The 12,986-nt window shown below is 63.0% G+C and carries 12 protein-coding genes; 9 read left to right on the forward strand and 3 right to left on the reverse strand.

Going from position 1 to position 12,986, the window contains the following annotated elements:
• Nucleotides 1-157 precede the first annotated feature (157 nt).
• The 7 genes from AC3RCJ_RS04140 (at nt 158) to AC3RCJ_RS04170 (ending at nt 8,708) form a co-directional block, all read left to right on the forward strand.
• On the forward strand, nt 158-766 hold the full coding sequence (locus AC3RCJ_RS04140) for a TetR/AcrR family transcriptional regulator (protein ID WP_492957016.1): 609 nt from the start codon (nt 158-160) through the stop codon (nt 764-766).
• A gap of 92 nt (nt 767-858) precedes the next feature.
• Nucleotides 859-2,649: an acyl-CoA dehydrogenase C-terminal domain-containing protein gene (locus tag AC3RCJ_RS04145; RefSeq protein WP_492956810.1), complete on the forward strand. Its 1,791-nt coding sequence runs from the start codon at nt 859-861 to the stop codon at nt 2,647-2,649.
• Nucleotides 2,650-2,663: 14 nt separating this feature from the next.
• On the forward strand, nt 2,664-5,063 hold the full coding sequence (locus AC3RCJ_RS04150; protein ID WP_492956809.1) for a 3-hydroxyacyl-CoA dehydrogenase/enoyl-CoA hydratase family protein: 2,400 nt from the start codon (nt 2,664-2,666) through the stop codon (nt 5,061-5,063).
• 11 nt (nt 5,064-5,074) lie between these two features.
• Nucleotides 5,075-5,572, forward strand: coding sequence for a PaaI family thioesterase (locus tag AC3RCJ_RS04155; RefSeq protein ID WP_492956808.1), 498 nt, complete (start codon nt 5,075-5,077; stop codon nt 5,570-5,572).
• 68 nt (nt 5,573-5,640) lie between these two features.
• Nucleotides 5,641-6,837, forward strand: coding sequence for an acetyl-CoA C-acyltransferase (locus tag AC3RCJ_RS04160; protein WP_070221628.1), 1,197 nt, complete (start codon nt 5,641-5,643; stop codon nt 6,835-6,837).
• Nucleotides 6,838-6,909: 72 nt separating this feature from the next.
• Nucleotides 6,910-7,689, forward strand: a complete 780-nt coding sequence (locus tag AC3RCJ_RS04165; protein ID WP_492956807.1) for an enoyl-CoA hydratase — start codon at nt 6,910-6,912, stop codon at nt 7,687-7,689.
• 200 nt (nt 7,690-7,889) lie between these two features.
• On the forward strand, nt 7,890-8,708 hold the full coding sequence (locus AC3RCJ_RS04170) for a hypothetical protein (protein ID WP_492956806.1): 819 nt from the start codon (nt 7,890-7,892) through the stop codon (nt 8,706-8,708).
• A 29-nt stretch (nt 8,709-8,737) separates the two neighbouring features.
• On the opposite strand, the gene AC3RCJ_RS04175 is transcribed toward AC3RCJ_RS04170, so the two are convergent.
• A complete protein-coding gene (locus AC3RCJ_RS04175; RefSeq protein WP_492956805.1) occupies nt 8,738-9,325 on the reverse strand; it encodes a TetR/AcrR family transcriptional regulator in 588 nt (195 codons plus the stop codon).
• A gap of 41 nt (nt 9,326-9,366) precedes the next feature.
• Here AC3RCJ_RS04175 and AC3RCJ_RS04180 point away from each other — a divergent pair, with 41 nt between their 5' ends.
• Nucleotides 9,367-9,894 (forward strand): dihydrofolate reductase family protein, encoded by a 528-nt coding sequence (locus AC3RCJ_RS04180; protein WP_492956804.1) that lies wholly within the window; start codon nt 9,367-9,369, stop codon nt 9,892-9,894.
• Here the strand turns inward: AC3RCJ_RS04180 and AC3RCJ_RS04185 are convergent.
• A complete protein-coding gene (locus AC3RCJ_RS04185; protein ID WP_492956803.1) occupies nt 9,891-10,694 on the reverse strand; it encodes a metallophosphoesterase family protein in 804 nt (267 codons plus the stop codon). The genes AC3RCJ_RS04180 and AC3RCJ_RS04185 overlap by 4 nt on opposite strands.
• A gap of 140 nt (nt 10,695-10,834) precedes the next feature.
• On the opposite strand from AC3RCJ_RS04185, the gene bla reads away from it, so the two are divergent.
• Nucleotides 10,835-11,779, forward strand: a complete 945-nt coding sequence (bla, locus tag AC3RCJ_RS04190; RefSeq protein ID WP_492956802.1) for a subclass B3 metallo-beta-lactamase — start codon at nt 10,835-10,837, stop codon at nt 11,777-11,779.
• 386 nt (nt 11,780-12,165) lie between these two features.
• On the opposite strand, the gene AC3RCJ_RS04195 is transcribed toward bla, so the two are convergent.
• Nucleotides 12,166-12,969: a metallophosphoesterase gene (locus AC3RCJ_RS04195; RefSeq protein WP_492956801.1), complete on the reverse strand. Its 804-nt coding sequence runs from the start codon at nt 12,967-12,969 to the stop codon at nt 12,166-12,168.
• Nucleotides 12,970-12,986: the final 17 nt, after the last annotated feature.

Below are 12,986 nucleotides of genomic sequence, written 5' to 3' on the forward strand. Positions count from 1 at the left end.
CCGCTCTAAAGTTCCCGTTTGACTTTTACGTGGTAGTGGATAATAGTACGAGCGTTCGGATTTTTTCGCGGCGTGCTTTTTTTTACTCGCCGCACCAGTCCGCCAGATCGGCAACTTCACTTTGAGAACGGCACTCTTGAATACCTCAGTCAAATTCATGCGCAAGGGCGAACTGACCCGTGCAGCCATCCTCGACGTGGCACTGGACCTGTCCAGCCGCGACGGCCTGGAAGGCCTGACCATCGGGCTGCTTGCAGACAAAATGAACATGAGCAAGTCGGGCGTGTTTGCCCACTTCGGCTCGCGCGAAGATTTGCAGATGGAAGTGCTGAAGCTCTACCACCATCGTTTTGAGCAGGAAGTCTTTTTTCCCAGCATGAAAGAACCGCGCGGCATCGCCCGCCTGCAATCGATGTATGCGCGCTGGGTCAAGCGGGTCAGCGTGGAAATTGCTTCCGGCTGCATCTATATCAGCGGCGCCGTCGAGTATGACGACCGTCCGGGTCCGATCCGCGAGGCGTTGGTGGCCATGGTACGGGCCTGGCAGGGCGCGCTGCTGCGCTGTGTCGAGCAATCGATCGCCACGGGCGACCTGAAGGCGGACACGGACGCCCAGCAGCTGGTGTACGAGATGTATGGCCTGATCCTGGCCCTGCATCACGATGCGCGCTTCTTGCGCGTGCCGGGCAGCATCGAACGGGCGCAGGCAGGCTTTGTGCGCCTGCTGGCCTCGTACCAGAATCCGGCCGCGGTCAGCCAGGCATAAAGCGTCAAGCAGCAATCGCAGGAATTATCCGCAGCAACGAACAAGCAGTTCACAAGTAAAACACTTTAGCTAAACGCCTTCAGGAGAAAATTATGGGTCAATACGTCGCGCCAATCCGGGATATGCAATTCGTCCTGCACGAGTTCCTGCAAGTGGAAGAAGAACTGAAGCAAATGCCGTCGTACGCCGACGTCGACGCCGACATCATCAACCAGGTGCTGGAAGAGGGCGGCAAATTCACTTCCGAAGTATTGTTCCCGCTGAACCACTCCGGCGACCGCGAAGGCTGCCAGCACGACCCCGTCACGAAAAGCGTGACCACGCCGAAAGGTTTCAAGGAAGCCTACAAGCAGTACGTCGAAGGCGGCTGGGCGGCGCTGGCTTGCGATCCGGAATACGGCGGCCAGGGCTTGCCTGTCGTGCTGAACAATTCGTTCTATGAAATGCTGAACTCGTCGAACCAGGCCTGGTCCATGTACCCCGGCCTGTCGCACGGCGCCTATGAGTGCCTGAAGGAACACGGCACCGACCACCAGAAGGAAGTCTACCTGCCGAAACTGGTGTCGGGCGAATGGACGGGCACGATGTGCCTGACCGAACCGCATTGCGGCACCGACCTGGGCCTGCTGCGCTCGAAAGCGCTGCCTGAGGCGGACGGTTCCTGGACCATCACCGGCAACAAGATCTTCATCTCGGCCGGCGAGCACGACATGGCGGAAAACATCCTGCACCTGGTGCTGGCCCGCGTGCCGGACGCGCCGGAAGGCTCGAAAGGCATTTCGCTGTTCCTGGTGCCGAAATTCCTGCCGAACGCGGACGGCACGGTCGGCGAACGCAACCCGATCACCTGCGGCGCCATCGAAGAAAAAATGGGCATCCACGGCAATTCGACCTGCCAGATGAACCTGGACGGCGCGAAAGGCTGGATCATCGGCCAGCCGAACAAGGGCCTCAACGCCATGTTCGTCTTCATGAACGCGGCCCGCCTGGGCGTGGGCATGCAGTCGCTGGGCCTGACGGAAATCGCCTACCAGAACGCGCTGATCTACGCCAAGGACCGCACGCAGATGCGTTCGCTGTCCGGCATCAAGAACCCGGAACTGCCGGCCGACCGCATCATCGTGCACCCTGACGTGCGCCGCATGCTGTTGACGGGCAAAGCCTACGCCGAAGGCGCGCGCGCTTTCACTTCCTACGTGGCGCTGCAGATCGACCGCGAACTGCACCACCCTGACGCCGACGTGCGCAAGGAAGCGGCCGACGAAGTGGCGCTGCTGACGCCCGTCATCAAGGCTTTTATTACCGACAATGCCTGGATCGCCACCTCGGACGCGATGCAAGTGTTCGGCGGCCACGGCTACATCTCCGAATGGGGCATGGAGCAGTATGTGCGCGATGCGCGCATCAACATGATCTACGAAGGCACGAACACGATCCAGTCGCTGGACCTGCTGGGCCGCAAGATCCTCGGTGACAACGGCGCCAAGCTGCGCAAGTTCGGCGAAAAGATCAAGGCCTTCGTCGAAGACAACGGCACCGATGAAGCGATGAGCGAATTCGTCACCCCACTGGGCGACCTGGGCGACAAAGTCACCAAGCTGACCATGGAAATCGGCATGAAAGCCTTCCAGAATCCTGACGAAGTGGGCGCGGCCTGCGTGCCTTACCTGCGTGTCGTCGGCCACATGATCTACAGCTATCTGTTCGCGCAGATGGCCAAGATCGCCCTCGAAAAAGAATCCAGCGGCGACAAGTTTTATACCGCCAAACTGGCTACCGCACGTTTCTACTTCGCCCGCTTGCAGCCTGAAACGGCAACCCTGATCCGTCAGGCGCGTTCCGGTTCGGCCAACCTGATGGCACTCGACGCAGACCTGTTCTAAGACTTGAGGAAAATATGACCAATTTCATCGTTAAAAAAGTAGCCGTCCTCGGCGCCGGCGTGATGGGCGCGCAGATCGCCGCCCATTGCATCAACGCGAAAGTGCCGGTCGTGCTGTTCGACCTGCCTGCAAAGGAAGGTCCAAAGAATGGCATCGTGCTGCGCGCCATCGAGAACCTGAAAAAGCTGTCGCCTGCGCCGCTGGGCAACAAGGACGATGCGTCCCTGATCCAGGTCGCCAACTACGAAGACAACCTGGACCTGCTGGCCGGTTGCGACCTGATCATCGAAGCCATCGCCGAGCGCATGGACTGGAAACATGACCTGTACCAGAAGGTGGCCCCGCACATCGGCCCGAACGCGATCTTCGCCTCGAACACCTCGGGCCTGTCGATCACCAAGCTGGCCGAAGGCTTCGACGCCGACCTGAAATCGCGCTACTGCGGCGTGCACTTCTTCAACCCGCCGCGCTATATGCACCTGGTCGAGATCATCCCGACCGCGTTCACCAAGCCTGAAATCGCCGACCAGCTGGAAGGTTTTTTGACCACCACCCTGGGCAAGGGCGTGGTCCGCGCCAAGGACACGCCGAACTTCATCGCCAACCGCGTGGGTGTGTTCGGCATCCTGGCCATCGTGCACGAAGCCGAGAAATTCGGCCTGTCCGTGGACGTCGTCGATGACCTGACCGGCTCCAAGCTGGGCCGCGCCAAGTCGGGCACCTTCCGCACGGCGGACGTGGTCGGCCTGGACACCATGGGCCATGTAATCAAGACCATGCAGGACTACCTGCCGAACGACCCGTTCGCCGCCGTCTACAAGACGCCGGAAGTGCTGGCCAAGCTGGTGGAAAAAGGCGCGCTGGGCCAGAAGAGCGGCGCAGGCTTCTACAAGAAGGTCGGCAAGGAAATCCAACGTCTCGATTTCGCCACCGGTGAATACGTGGCCGGCGGCGCCAAGGCGGCCGACATCATCGCCCGCATCCTGAAGGAAAAGGATCCGGTCAAGAAGATGAAGGCGCTGCGCGAATCGACGAATCCGCAAGGCCAGTTCCTGTGGGCGATCTTCCGCGACGCTTTCCACTACATCGCCATCCATCTGGACACCGTGGCCGACAATGCGCGCGACATCGACTTCGCCATGCGCTGGGGCTTCGGCTGGAACGTCGGTCCGTTTGAAACGTGGCAGGCATCGAACTGGCTGCAAGTGGCCAACTGGGTCAAGGAAGACATCGACGCCGGCCACGCGCTGTGCAACGCACCGCTGCCTGCCTGGGTATTCGAAGGCCCGGTCGCTGAAAAAGGCGGCGTGCACACGCCGGAAGGTTCGTATTCCGCCGTGTCGAACAGCTTCGTGCCACGCTCTAACCTGTCCGTGTACGACCGCCAGCAGTTCCGCGCGCCCGTGCTGGGCAGCGGCGCCATCGACGGCAAGACCGCCGGCACCACCGTCTTCGAAGACGAATCCGTGCGCGTCTGGCATACGGGCGACGATGTATTGATCATCTCGTTCAAGACCAAGATGCACGTGATCGGCGAAGGCGTGATTAACGGACTCAAGCTCGCGTTGGCCGAAGCCGAGAAAAACTTCAAGGGCCTGGTGATCTGGCACGCCGACGCGGCCGAAGGCGGCGCCTTCTCGGCCGGCGCCGACCTGCAATCGGCCCTGCCGGCCTTCATGCAGGGCGGCGTGAAAGCCGTCGATCCGATCATCGCCGAACTGCAGAACACCTTCATGTCGCTGAAATACGCGAACGTGCCGGTGATCGCCGCAGTCGCTGGCCTGGCCCTGGGCGGCGGTTGCGAGCTGGCGCTGCACGCGTCCAAGCGCGTGGCCTCGATCGAGTCGTATATCGGCCTGGTGGAAGTGGGCGTGGGCCTGATTCCTGCCGGCGGCGGCTTGAAGGAAGCGGCGCAGCGCGCCTACAAGGAAGCCAAGGGTAACGATATCCTGCAATTCCTGAAGACGGGCTTCACCAATGCGGCCACCGCCAACGTGTCGAAATCGGCGCTGGAAGCGAAGAAGATGGGCTACCTGAAAGAAGACGACGTCATCGTGTTCAACGCCTACGAGCTGCTGCACGTGGCCAAGGTCGAAGCGCGCGCCATGTTCGACGCGGGCTTCCGTCCGCAACTGCCATCGCTGATCCAGGTCACGGGCCGTTACGGCTGGGGCACCATCAAGGCGCAGCTGGTCAATATGCGCGACGGCGGCTTCATTTCGGCGCACGATTTCAAGCTGGGCGAGATGATCGCCGAGATCGTATCGGGCGGCGACGTGGACCAGGGCAGTTTCGTCAGCGAACAGTGGCTGCTGGATATGGAACGCAAGGCATTCCTGGAGCTGTTGAACCATCCGAAAACCCAGGAACGGATCATGGGCATGATGCAGACCGGTAAGCCGGTACGCAACTAAGCACAGCGTCGATGACGATCCTGTCCCTCGTATTTAAAGTACTGCTGCGCGTGAGGCCAAGCATGGTGTATGACCGTATCAAACAACAGATGATGGACACCTTGCCCTTCGTGCGGCTGCTGGGGATCAGCATCGACGAGATCGGCGCCGGCACCTCCAAGGTGTCGCTGCCGGACGATCCCAAACTGCATAATCACCTGGGCACGCAGCATGCGGGCGCCTTGTTTACCCTGGCCGAAACGGCTTCCGGCGCGGCCATGGCTGGCGGCTTCGCCGAGCTGATACTGGGCTTGCGCCCGGTGGCCAAGGAGTCGCGCATTCAGTACCAGAAGGTGGCCCGGGGCGCGACGCGCGCCGAAGGCCGCGTGCCGGGCGACCTGGCTGCCTTGAAGGCGCAGCTGGCGCAGGATGGCAAGGTGGCGTTTCCCGTGGCGGTCGATATCTTCGACTCCGAAGGCACGCTGGCGGCACAGGTGACGGTGGACTGGTATTTGTCGCAGAAGCGCTAAGCGGCAACCTGACTACCCCGGACATTCGACAGAACACGAACCTCGTTCAACATCTTTGAAAGCATAAAATGAGCAAACAACTTCAAGACGCCTACATCGTCTCTGCAACCCGCACCCCGATCGGCAAGGCGCCACGCGGCATGTTCAGAAACACCCGCCCGGACGACCTGCTGGTGCGCGTGCTGCAATCGGCCCTGGCACAGGCGCCTGGCCTGGACCCGGCCTTGATCACCGACGCCATCATCGGCTGCTCGTTCCCGGAAGCGGAGCAGGGCTTCAATATTGCGCGTAACTCGGTGCTGCTGGCCGGCTTGCCGAAAACCGTGGGCGGCGTCACCGTCAACCGTTACTGCGCCTCGGGCATCACGGCCATTGCCATGGCGGCCGACCGCATCCGCGTGGGCGAAGCCGACGTCATGATTGCCGGCGGCATCGAATCGATGTCGATGGTGCCGATGATGGGCCACCACCCATCGATGAACCTGGACATGTTCAGCGACGAGAACATCGGCATGGCCTACGGCATGGGCCTGACGGCAGAAAAAGTGGCGCAGCAATGGAAAGTGTCGCGCGAACAGCAGGACGCGTTCTCGGTCGAATCGCACCGCCGCGCCATCGCCGCGCAGCAAGCCGGTTTCTTCAAGGCGGAAACGACGCCCGTCGAAATCATCACGCGCACGCCGAACCTGGCTACCGGCCAGGTGGATGTATCGCGCCGCACGGTCGACACCGACGAAGGCGCGCGCGCCGATTCGTCGATGGAGTCGCTGGCCAAACTGAAACCGGTCTTCGCCGCCAAGGGCACCGTCACGGCCGCCAACAGCTCGCAGATGTCCGACGGCGCCGGTGCGCTCCTGATCGTCAGCGAAAAAATCCTGCGCGAGCATAACCTGACCCCGCTGGCGAAATTCTCCTCGTTCGCCGTGCGCGGCGTGCCGCCGGAAATCATGGGCATCGGTCCGAAATTCGCCATTCCAGCCGCCTGCGCCGCCGCCGGCATCACGCAAGACCAGCTGGACTGGATCGAGCTGAACGAAGCGTTTGCCGCACAGGCATTGGCCGTCATCGGCGACCTGGGCCTGGACCCATCGAAGGTCAACCCGATGGGCGGCGCGATCGCCCTGGGCCACCCGCTGGGCGCCACCGGCGCCATCCGCGCCGCTACCGTCATCCACGCGCTGCAGCGCACCAAGCAGAAGTACGGCATGGTCACGATGTGCGTGGGCGCCGGCATGGGCGCCGCCGGAATTTTTGAACGCGTCTAAGTTCGACGGGCTAAAGCAATAAAACAGGGCGCTGAGGGATGACTCCGGCGCCCTTTATCATTTGGAGACGACATGGATATTTTGTGCAGCAAGAGCGAGGGCGTTCTGACCCTGGAATTCAACCGTCTGGAACGCAAGAATGCGATCACGGGCGCCATGTACCAGACCCTGGCCGATGCGCTCGTGGCGGCCGAGACGGACGACGCCGTGCGCGCCATCCTGATCTGCGGCAAGCGCGAGATTTTCACGGCCGGTAATGACCTCGATGACTTCATGAAGACGGCGCGCCCGAAGGATGGCTCGCTCGACCATGACCGTCCCGTGTTCCAGTTCATGCGCGCCCTGTACGGCAGCAGCAAGCCCGTGGTGGCGGCCGTGTCCGGCCCCGCCATCGGCATCGGCACGACCTTGCTGATGCACTGCGACCTCGTGTACGCGGCCGACAACGCCAGCTTCTCGATGCCGTTCACGCAGCTGGGCCTGTGCCCGGAATTCGGTTCCAGCCTGCTGCTCACGCAATTGGCCGGCTACCCGCGCGCGGCGGAAAAACTGATGCTGGGCGAAGCATTCCCGGCCAGCGAAGCGCTGGAAATGGGCCTGGTGTCGAAAGTCGTGCCCCTGTACGACTTGATGACGTTCGCGCAAGGCCAGGCGGCCAAGCTGGTGGCCCTGCCGGCGGCCTCGATCCGCGCCACCAAGCGCCTGATGAAGCAAAGCCGCATGGAGCCGATGAAGGCGGCCATTGCGGAAGAAAACACGCTGTTCAGCGCCATGCTGGGCGGGGCGGAAGCGAAGGAAGCGTTTACGGCCTTCTTTGAAAAGCGCAAGCCCGATTTCAAGAAGTTTGCCTGAAGACGGCAGCTGAATGAAGGCGAGGCGCGCGGGGCCTGGCCAGACCCGGGACATTTTTCGCCAACGATACGATGTCCGGCACCGCACTTACGCCTTGCCCGCCATCGCCGCGCATCGTCAGTGATGCGGTAGCGCCCGGGCATGCTGCGTGCTTTTTTTGTATTTATTGTATTATGACAATATTTATCAAGGAGCGTGCGATGGTGAATATTGCTGCGGCAGGAATGCCGCCTTGGCGGGAAAACCACGCCTCTTCCATTTATGCTGCCGAAGGCAAGACAGCGCTATCGGAAAAGGCAGCGCCTGCGCAGGCGAACAGCGGCGTCGGCGCTACTGCGCAAGACACGGTGATTTCCACCCTTGCCTCGCGCCTGTCCATGGCGGCATCGGTCACCGGTGCGAACATGCAGGGATTGGATCGCCAATCGCTCGCTGCCAGGATCAACAGCAATACCGATGCCATCCTTTACACGCTCGATGACGAGCATAAAGCGGCCGCCGCAAGGCAGGTGCCGGAACCGAATGATGCGGCCTCCGCAAGGTCCGCCGCCGCGGCCACCGCGTATGTGGACGGCAAGGCGCCGAATCCTTTCGCCGGCTTGTCGCGCGAGCAATTGGCGACCATCGTCCAGGATGAAAGCGGGGCATTTACGGTCAACGAGCGGCGCGCCGCCTTCATGCAGGCATACCGGGAAGAAGAAACCTGGCGCGAACAAGTGGTGGCCGAAGCCATGCGGGAATACAACACAACCGGCAAGATGACCATTTTCTTCAAGTCGGTACTAGCGCATTTCAATGACCTGCCCAAGCTGGAACAAGCTCTTTATCCCGAAAACTATGCCAGCGACCTGGAAGATAAAATCGAGCTCGATTTTAATTATTTTAATCACGCTGCCGGGGATGCTCCGGCAACGCCAGGCTCGCTTGCCGACCTGCTGAAAAAACAGGATTCCCTGCATGCTCTGGATCTGTTCGACTTGCTGGGAGCGGGGGCGGACAATATGCGGAAAAAGCGCTAGTCCCGCTCGCCCCGTATCGCGGGTCGCTTTCAGCTTGTTGCCCGCATGCCCGCCAGGATCAGGCCGACCGAGGCGTGCCAGTGCGTCTCGCTGGCCGGCCTGCCCGCCAGCGCATGGCCGTGCAGGAAATCGACGATGGCGTCACGGCCGCGCAGGCGCATCTTTTGCGGCAAATCAAGGCCTTCCAGGGCCAGCTCGAACAGCGCCGTAAACCGCTCGGCGACATCGGCTTGCGTGACCAGCCCGCGCGCCATCAGGCGCACGAAATACGGCGTGGCACTGACCAGTTCCAGGTATAGCGCGCACAGCGCGAGCAGGCGCCGCCGCGGTGCCTGGCGCCGCGTAAACGGCGGCTGGCACGGATCGAGCGCGGCAAAGCGCTGCGCCATCAAGGCCAGCAGCAAGTCTTCCTTCCCCGCATAGTAGTGATACAGGGCCATGGCATCGACGCCCAGGCTTTGCGCCAGCGCGCGCATGGAAAACGCTTCGCCTTTTTCTTCCAGCAGGGCCAGGGCCGCCTGCAGGATGGCGGCGTTGTCCAGCGCGGGCGCGGCGCGGCGCGGACGGCCCACGCCGCGCACGGGAGATTCCATGGCTTGAAGTTTTGGGGTTTTCATGGGCATAATTCTACACTGTAGAATTAATTGAAGGAGCACCCATGCAAAAAACTTTGGTCAGCGTTTTTCTCGGCATCAGCATCGACGGCTGTATCGCGGGAGAGGATGGCGACCTGTCCTGGCTGGCCGAGCTGGCCCCCGACTCGCCCGACGCCACCGGCTACACGGCCCTGATGGCGCAAGTCGATACCCTGCTGATCGGCCGCACCACGTATGAGGCCGTGCTGGGATTCGATCCTTGGCCGTACGCGGGCAAGCGCGTGGTGGTATTGAGCCACCGCGACTTCGCGCCGCGCCATGGCGAGCAGCGCCGCGAAGGCAGCGTGCGATCAGTGCTGGAGGGGCTGGCAGGGGAGGGCTGCCGCCACGTGTACCTCGATGGCGGCGCCGTCATCCGCGCCGCTTTGCGCGAGGGCGTCATCGACAGCCTGACCCTGTCCGTGCTGCCCGTGGTGCTGGGCAAGGGCGTGCGCCTGTTCGAGGGCGGCTTGCCGCGCAGCGACTGGCGCCTGGACGCAACGCGCCAGCTGCCCAGCGGCGTGGTGCAGCTAAGCTATCGGAAAAATTAAACCGCGCTGGCGATGTCGACGATGAAGCTGGGATCGTAGCGTTCGTTTTCCGGCGTGCCGTCGGGCCGCTTGTAGCCGCAGGGGTTGCACACGACGCGGCAGTCCTGGACGCGGTAGTCGAGCGAGGCGTGCATGTGACCGTGTACCCACAGGTCGGCCTGCGCCACCAGCTCATCGAGCTGCGAGGCGAAGGCGGGTGAGCCGAGATTGTTGGCGTATTGCGCTTCCACCGACAGCATCGAGGGCGCCATGTGCGTGATCACCACCGTCTTGCCGTCGAAGGGCTGCGCCAGCTGCTGTTCCAGCCAGGAGCGGTGCTGCGCGTGCAGCCGGGCCGTGTCGGCGGCGCACAAGAGGCGCGGCGCATCGCCGCCCGTGCTGATGCGCTTGTAGTCGGGCATGTAGGCTTGCGCCGCCTGCAGTGCCTCTTCCCGGCGCTCGGCGCCGAACAGCAGGAAATCCGTCCACAGGGTGATGCCGAGGAAGCGCACGCCGTCCAGTTCCACGGCGTCGCCGTCGAGCAGGCGGATGTTGGCGCCATGTGCATTGGCGCTGGCGCAGGCGTCGCGCACGGCGTCCTGCATGTGTTCGAGCTGATGCCCATAGCCTTCGTGGTTGCCGTGCACGTACAGCACGGGCAGGGCGCCAAAGGTGCGCGCAGCCCAGGCGATGGCATTGCTGCCCGTGTCGATGTCGCCGGCCAGGATCACCAGGTCGGGGCGGCTGGCGGGCAGGTTGATGGCGGGCGTGTCGGCACCCCAGACTTCCAGGTGCAGGTCGGACAGGATCAGCAAACGCATGGCAGGAGGTGCGGCGAGGCGCACGGCAGTGTATGGGCCTCTATCGTAGCGCAAGTCGCTGCGCCCGTCTGCTTGACCGCGCCAGGGTGACAACGGTACCCTGTGGCATCCATTCATCGAGCCTATTTTCCTGGAGCCACATGCCGCCTTTCTTCTTTCCCAAGACCCTGCTCTGCGCCGCGCTGGCCGCCATGGCGTTGCCGTTTGGCGCGCATGCCGCCCCGCCCGCCGTCGATCCCCTGACGCAACCGATCGCCTCGCCGTATGCGGCGCAGTGGAACCGCCCGCAGCAGCCGGCGCGCATCCACGGCGACACGTATTACGTGGGCGTGGGCGGCTTGAGCGTGGTGCTGGTCGACACGGGCGAAGGCTTGATCCTCATCGATGGCGCGCTGCCGCAATCGGTGGCCGCCATCAAGGAACATATTCTCGAACTGGGCTTTCGCCTGCAGGACATCAAGTTCATCCTGAATACGGAAGCGCATTTCGACCATTCGGGCGGCATCGCCGCGCTGGCCCGCGACAGCGGCGCGCAAGTGGTGGCCAGCCCGCTCGGTGCGCAGGCGCTGCGCGCCGGCTCGGTGCTCGCCATGGACCCGCAGGCGGGTGAAATCGATCCCATGCCGGCCGTGGAAAACGTGCGCGAGATCGCCGATGGCGAAACCCTGCAGCTGGGCGACGTGGCCATCACGGCGCGCTACACGCCCGGCCATACGCCAGGCAGCACCAGCTGGACCTGGGTCTCGTGCGAGGATGCAGAGCGCAAGGAATGCCTGAACGTGGTGTTCGGCGCCAGCCTCACGCCGGTGGCGGCCGACGATTTTCATTACCTGGCCGATGAGCGCCATGCGGACCTGACGCCGGCCTTCCGCCGCGTCATGCAGGACTTCGCCAGGCTGCCGTGCGACATCCTGATCTCGGCCCATCCCGACCACTCCGGCGGCGACCTCAAGCTGACGCAATTGCTGGAAGGCGTGACGCCGAATCCCTTCATCGATACGCAGGCGTGCCGCAACTACGCCGCCAGAAATGAAGCCAAGCTCGATGCCCGCATCGCCAAGGAAAAGGCGGCTGCGACAAAATGACGACGTAGGCGCATGCGCCATGCCAGGCGGTTGACGCACTGCCGCATCCGGCGCGGAATCGTCATCCGTAGTGCAGATCTAGCAGACAAAGGAAGCCCCATGTTCGAGCAGGCTGGCAGCAAGTTCTACAAGCATTAGCCCCGCGCATGGCGCCCGGGGCCATCGGCAGCATTGCCGATCCCGAGCCGGTGTCCTATCAACCCCGGTGAGGAAACTCGCCGGGGTTTTTTGTTTTGGACGACCGGGTTGAAAGGAAACACCATGAAAATCAAGGTGAAAGCCACGCCCAGGCCGCGCAACCCGCTGGTGGCGGCCGCCGGGCTGGCAAGCACCGCCTGCAGCAGTGGCTGGCGGGGCGTCTGAAGCCTGACGATTCGCGCGCTGGATTAACGCGATTGCAGCTCGACGATGAAGTTCGGATCAAAACGGGGATTTTGCGGCGTGCCGCCGCGCGTCTTGTAGCCGCAGGGGTTGGCTATGACGCGGCACCGGCCGATCCGGTAGTCGCGCGAGACGTGGAGGTGGCCATGCACCCACAGGTCCGCCTGCGCGGCCAGTTCATCGAGGCGCGAGGCATAGGCGGGCGAACACGCCTCGCTGCCGTACGCATCGTCCACCGACAGCAGCGACGGCGCCATGTGGCTGATGACCACTGTCGCGCCATCAAAGGGTTGCGCCAGTTCGCGCGCCAGCCAGGCCTTTTGCTGTGCGTGGAACATGGCGGTGTCGGCCGCGCGCAGCTTGCGAAAGCCCATGTTGGCCAGGCGGATGCGCCTGTAGTCGTTCATGACGGCTTCGGCGTCGCGCATGGCTGCTTGCCGCGTGTCGTCGCCGAGCAGGCGGAAATCCGTCCACAGGGTGGCGCCCAGGAACCGCACCTTGCCGCCGGCGGGGTCTTCGATGACGTGCGTGCCGCAGTCGAGAAAATGCACGTTCTGCGTGGCGGCGCACGCTGCGTGCAGCTCCTGGCGTACCTTGTCGAGGTGATGGCCATACGCTTCGTGGTTGCCATGCACGTACAGCACCGGCAGGCCCGCAAACGCGGTGGCGGCCCAGGCGACGGCACGGGTGCCCGTGTCGATATCGCCGGCCAGGATCACGGCATCGGGACGGCTGAGCGCGAGGTCGCCTTGCGGCGCATCCTCGCGCCACAATTCATGGTGCAGGTCCGACAGTATCAATATACGCATGCGGTATCGGGGCGATT

This window comes from Janthinobacterium sp. GW822-FHT07H11, assembly GCF_058798615.1.

Excerpts from the sequence above, each read along its gene's own strand:
- AC3RCJ_RS04145 (WP_492956810.1), top strand. The coding sequence starts at position 859 with ATGGGTCAATACGTCGCGCCAATCCGGGATATGCAATTCGTCCTGCAC.
- AC3RCJ_RS04175 (WP_492956805.1), bottom strand. The coding sequence starts at position 9,325 with ATGAAAACCCCAAAACTTCAAGCCATGGAATCTCCCGTGCGCGGCGTG.
- AC3RCJ_RS04150 (WP_492956809.1), top strand. The coding sequence starts at position 2,664 with ATGACCAATTTCATCGTTAAAAAAGTAGCCGTCCTCGGCGCCGGCGTG.
- AC3RCJ_RS04195 (WP_492956801.1), bottom strand. The coding sequence starts at position 12,969 with ATGCGTATATTGATACTGTCGGACCTGCACCATGAATTGTGGCGCGAG.
- AC3RCJ_RS04170 (WP_492956806.1), top strand. The coding sequence starts at position 7,890 with ATGGTGAATATTGCTGCGGCAGGAATGCCGCCTTGGCGGGAAAACCAC.
- AC3RCJ_RS04160 (WP_070221628.1), top strand. The coding sequence starts at position 5,641 with ATGAGCAAACAACTTCAAGACGCCTACATCGTCTCTGCAACCCGCACC.
- AC3RCJ_RS04140 (WP_492957016.1), top strand. The coding sequence starts at position 158 with ATGCGCAAGGGCGAACTGACCCGTGCAGCCATCCTCGACGTGGCACTG.
- AC3RCJ_RS04180 (WP_492956804.1), top strand. The coding sequence starts at position 9,367 with ATGCAAAAAACTTTGGTCAGCGTTTTTCTCGGCATCAGCATCGACGGC.
- AC3RCJ_RS04185 (WP_492956803.1), bottom strand. The coding sequence starts at position 10,694 with ATGCGTTTGCTGATCCTGTCCGACCTGCACCTGGAAGTCTGGGGTGCC.
- AC3RCJ_RS04165 (WP_492956807.1), top strand. The coding sequence starts at position 6,910 with ATGGATATTTTGTGCAGCAAGAGCGAGGGCGTTCTGACCCTGGAATTC.
- bla (WP_492956802.1), top strand. The coding sequence starts at position 10,835 with ATGCCGCCTTTCTTCTTTCCCAAGACCCTGCTCTGCGCCGCGCTGGCC.
- AC3RCJ_RS04155 (WP_492956808.1), top strand. The coding sequence starts at position 5,075 with ATGACGATCCTGTCCCTCGTATTTAAAGTACTGCTGCGCGTGAGGCCA.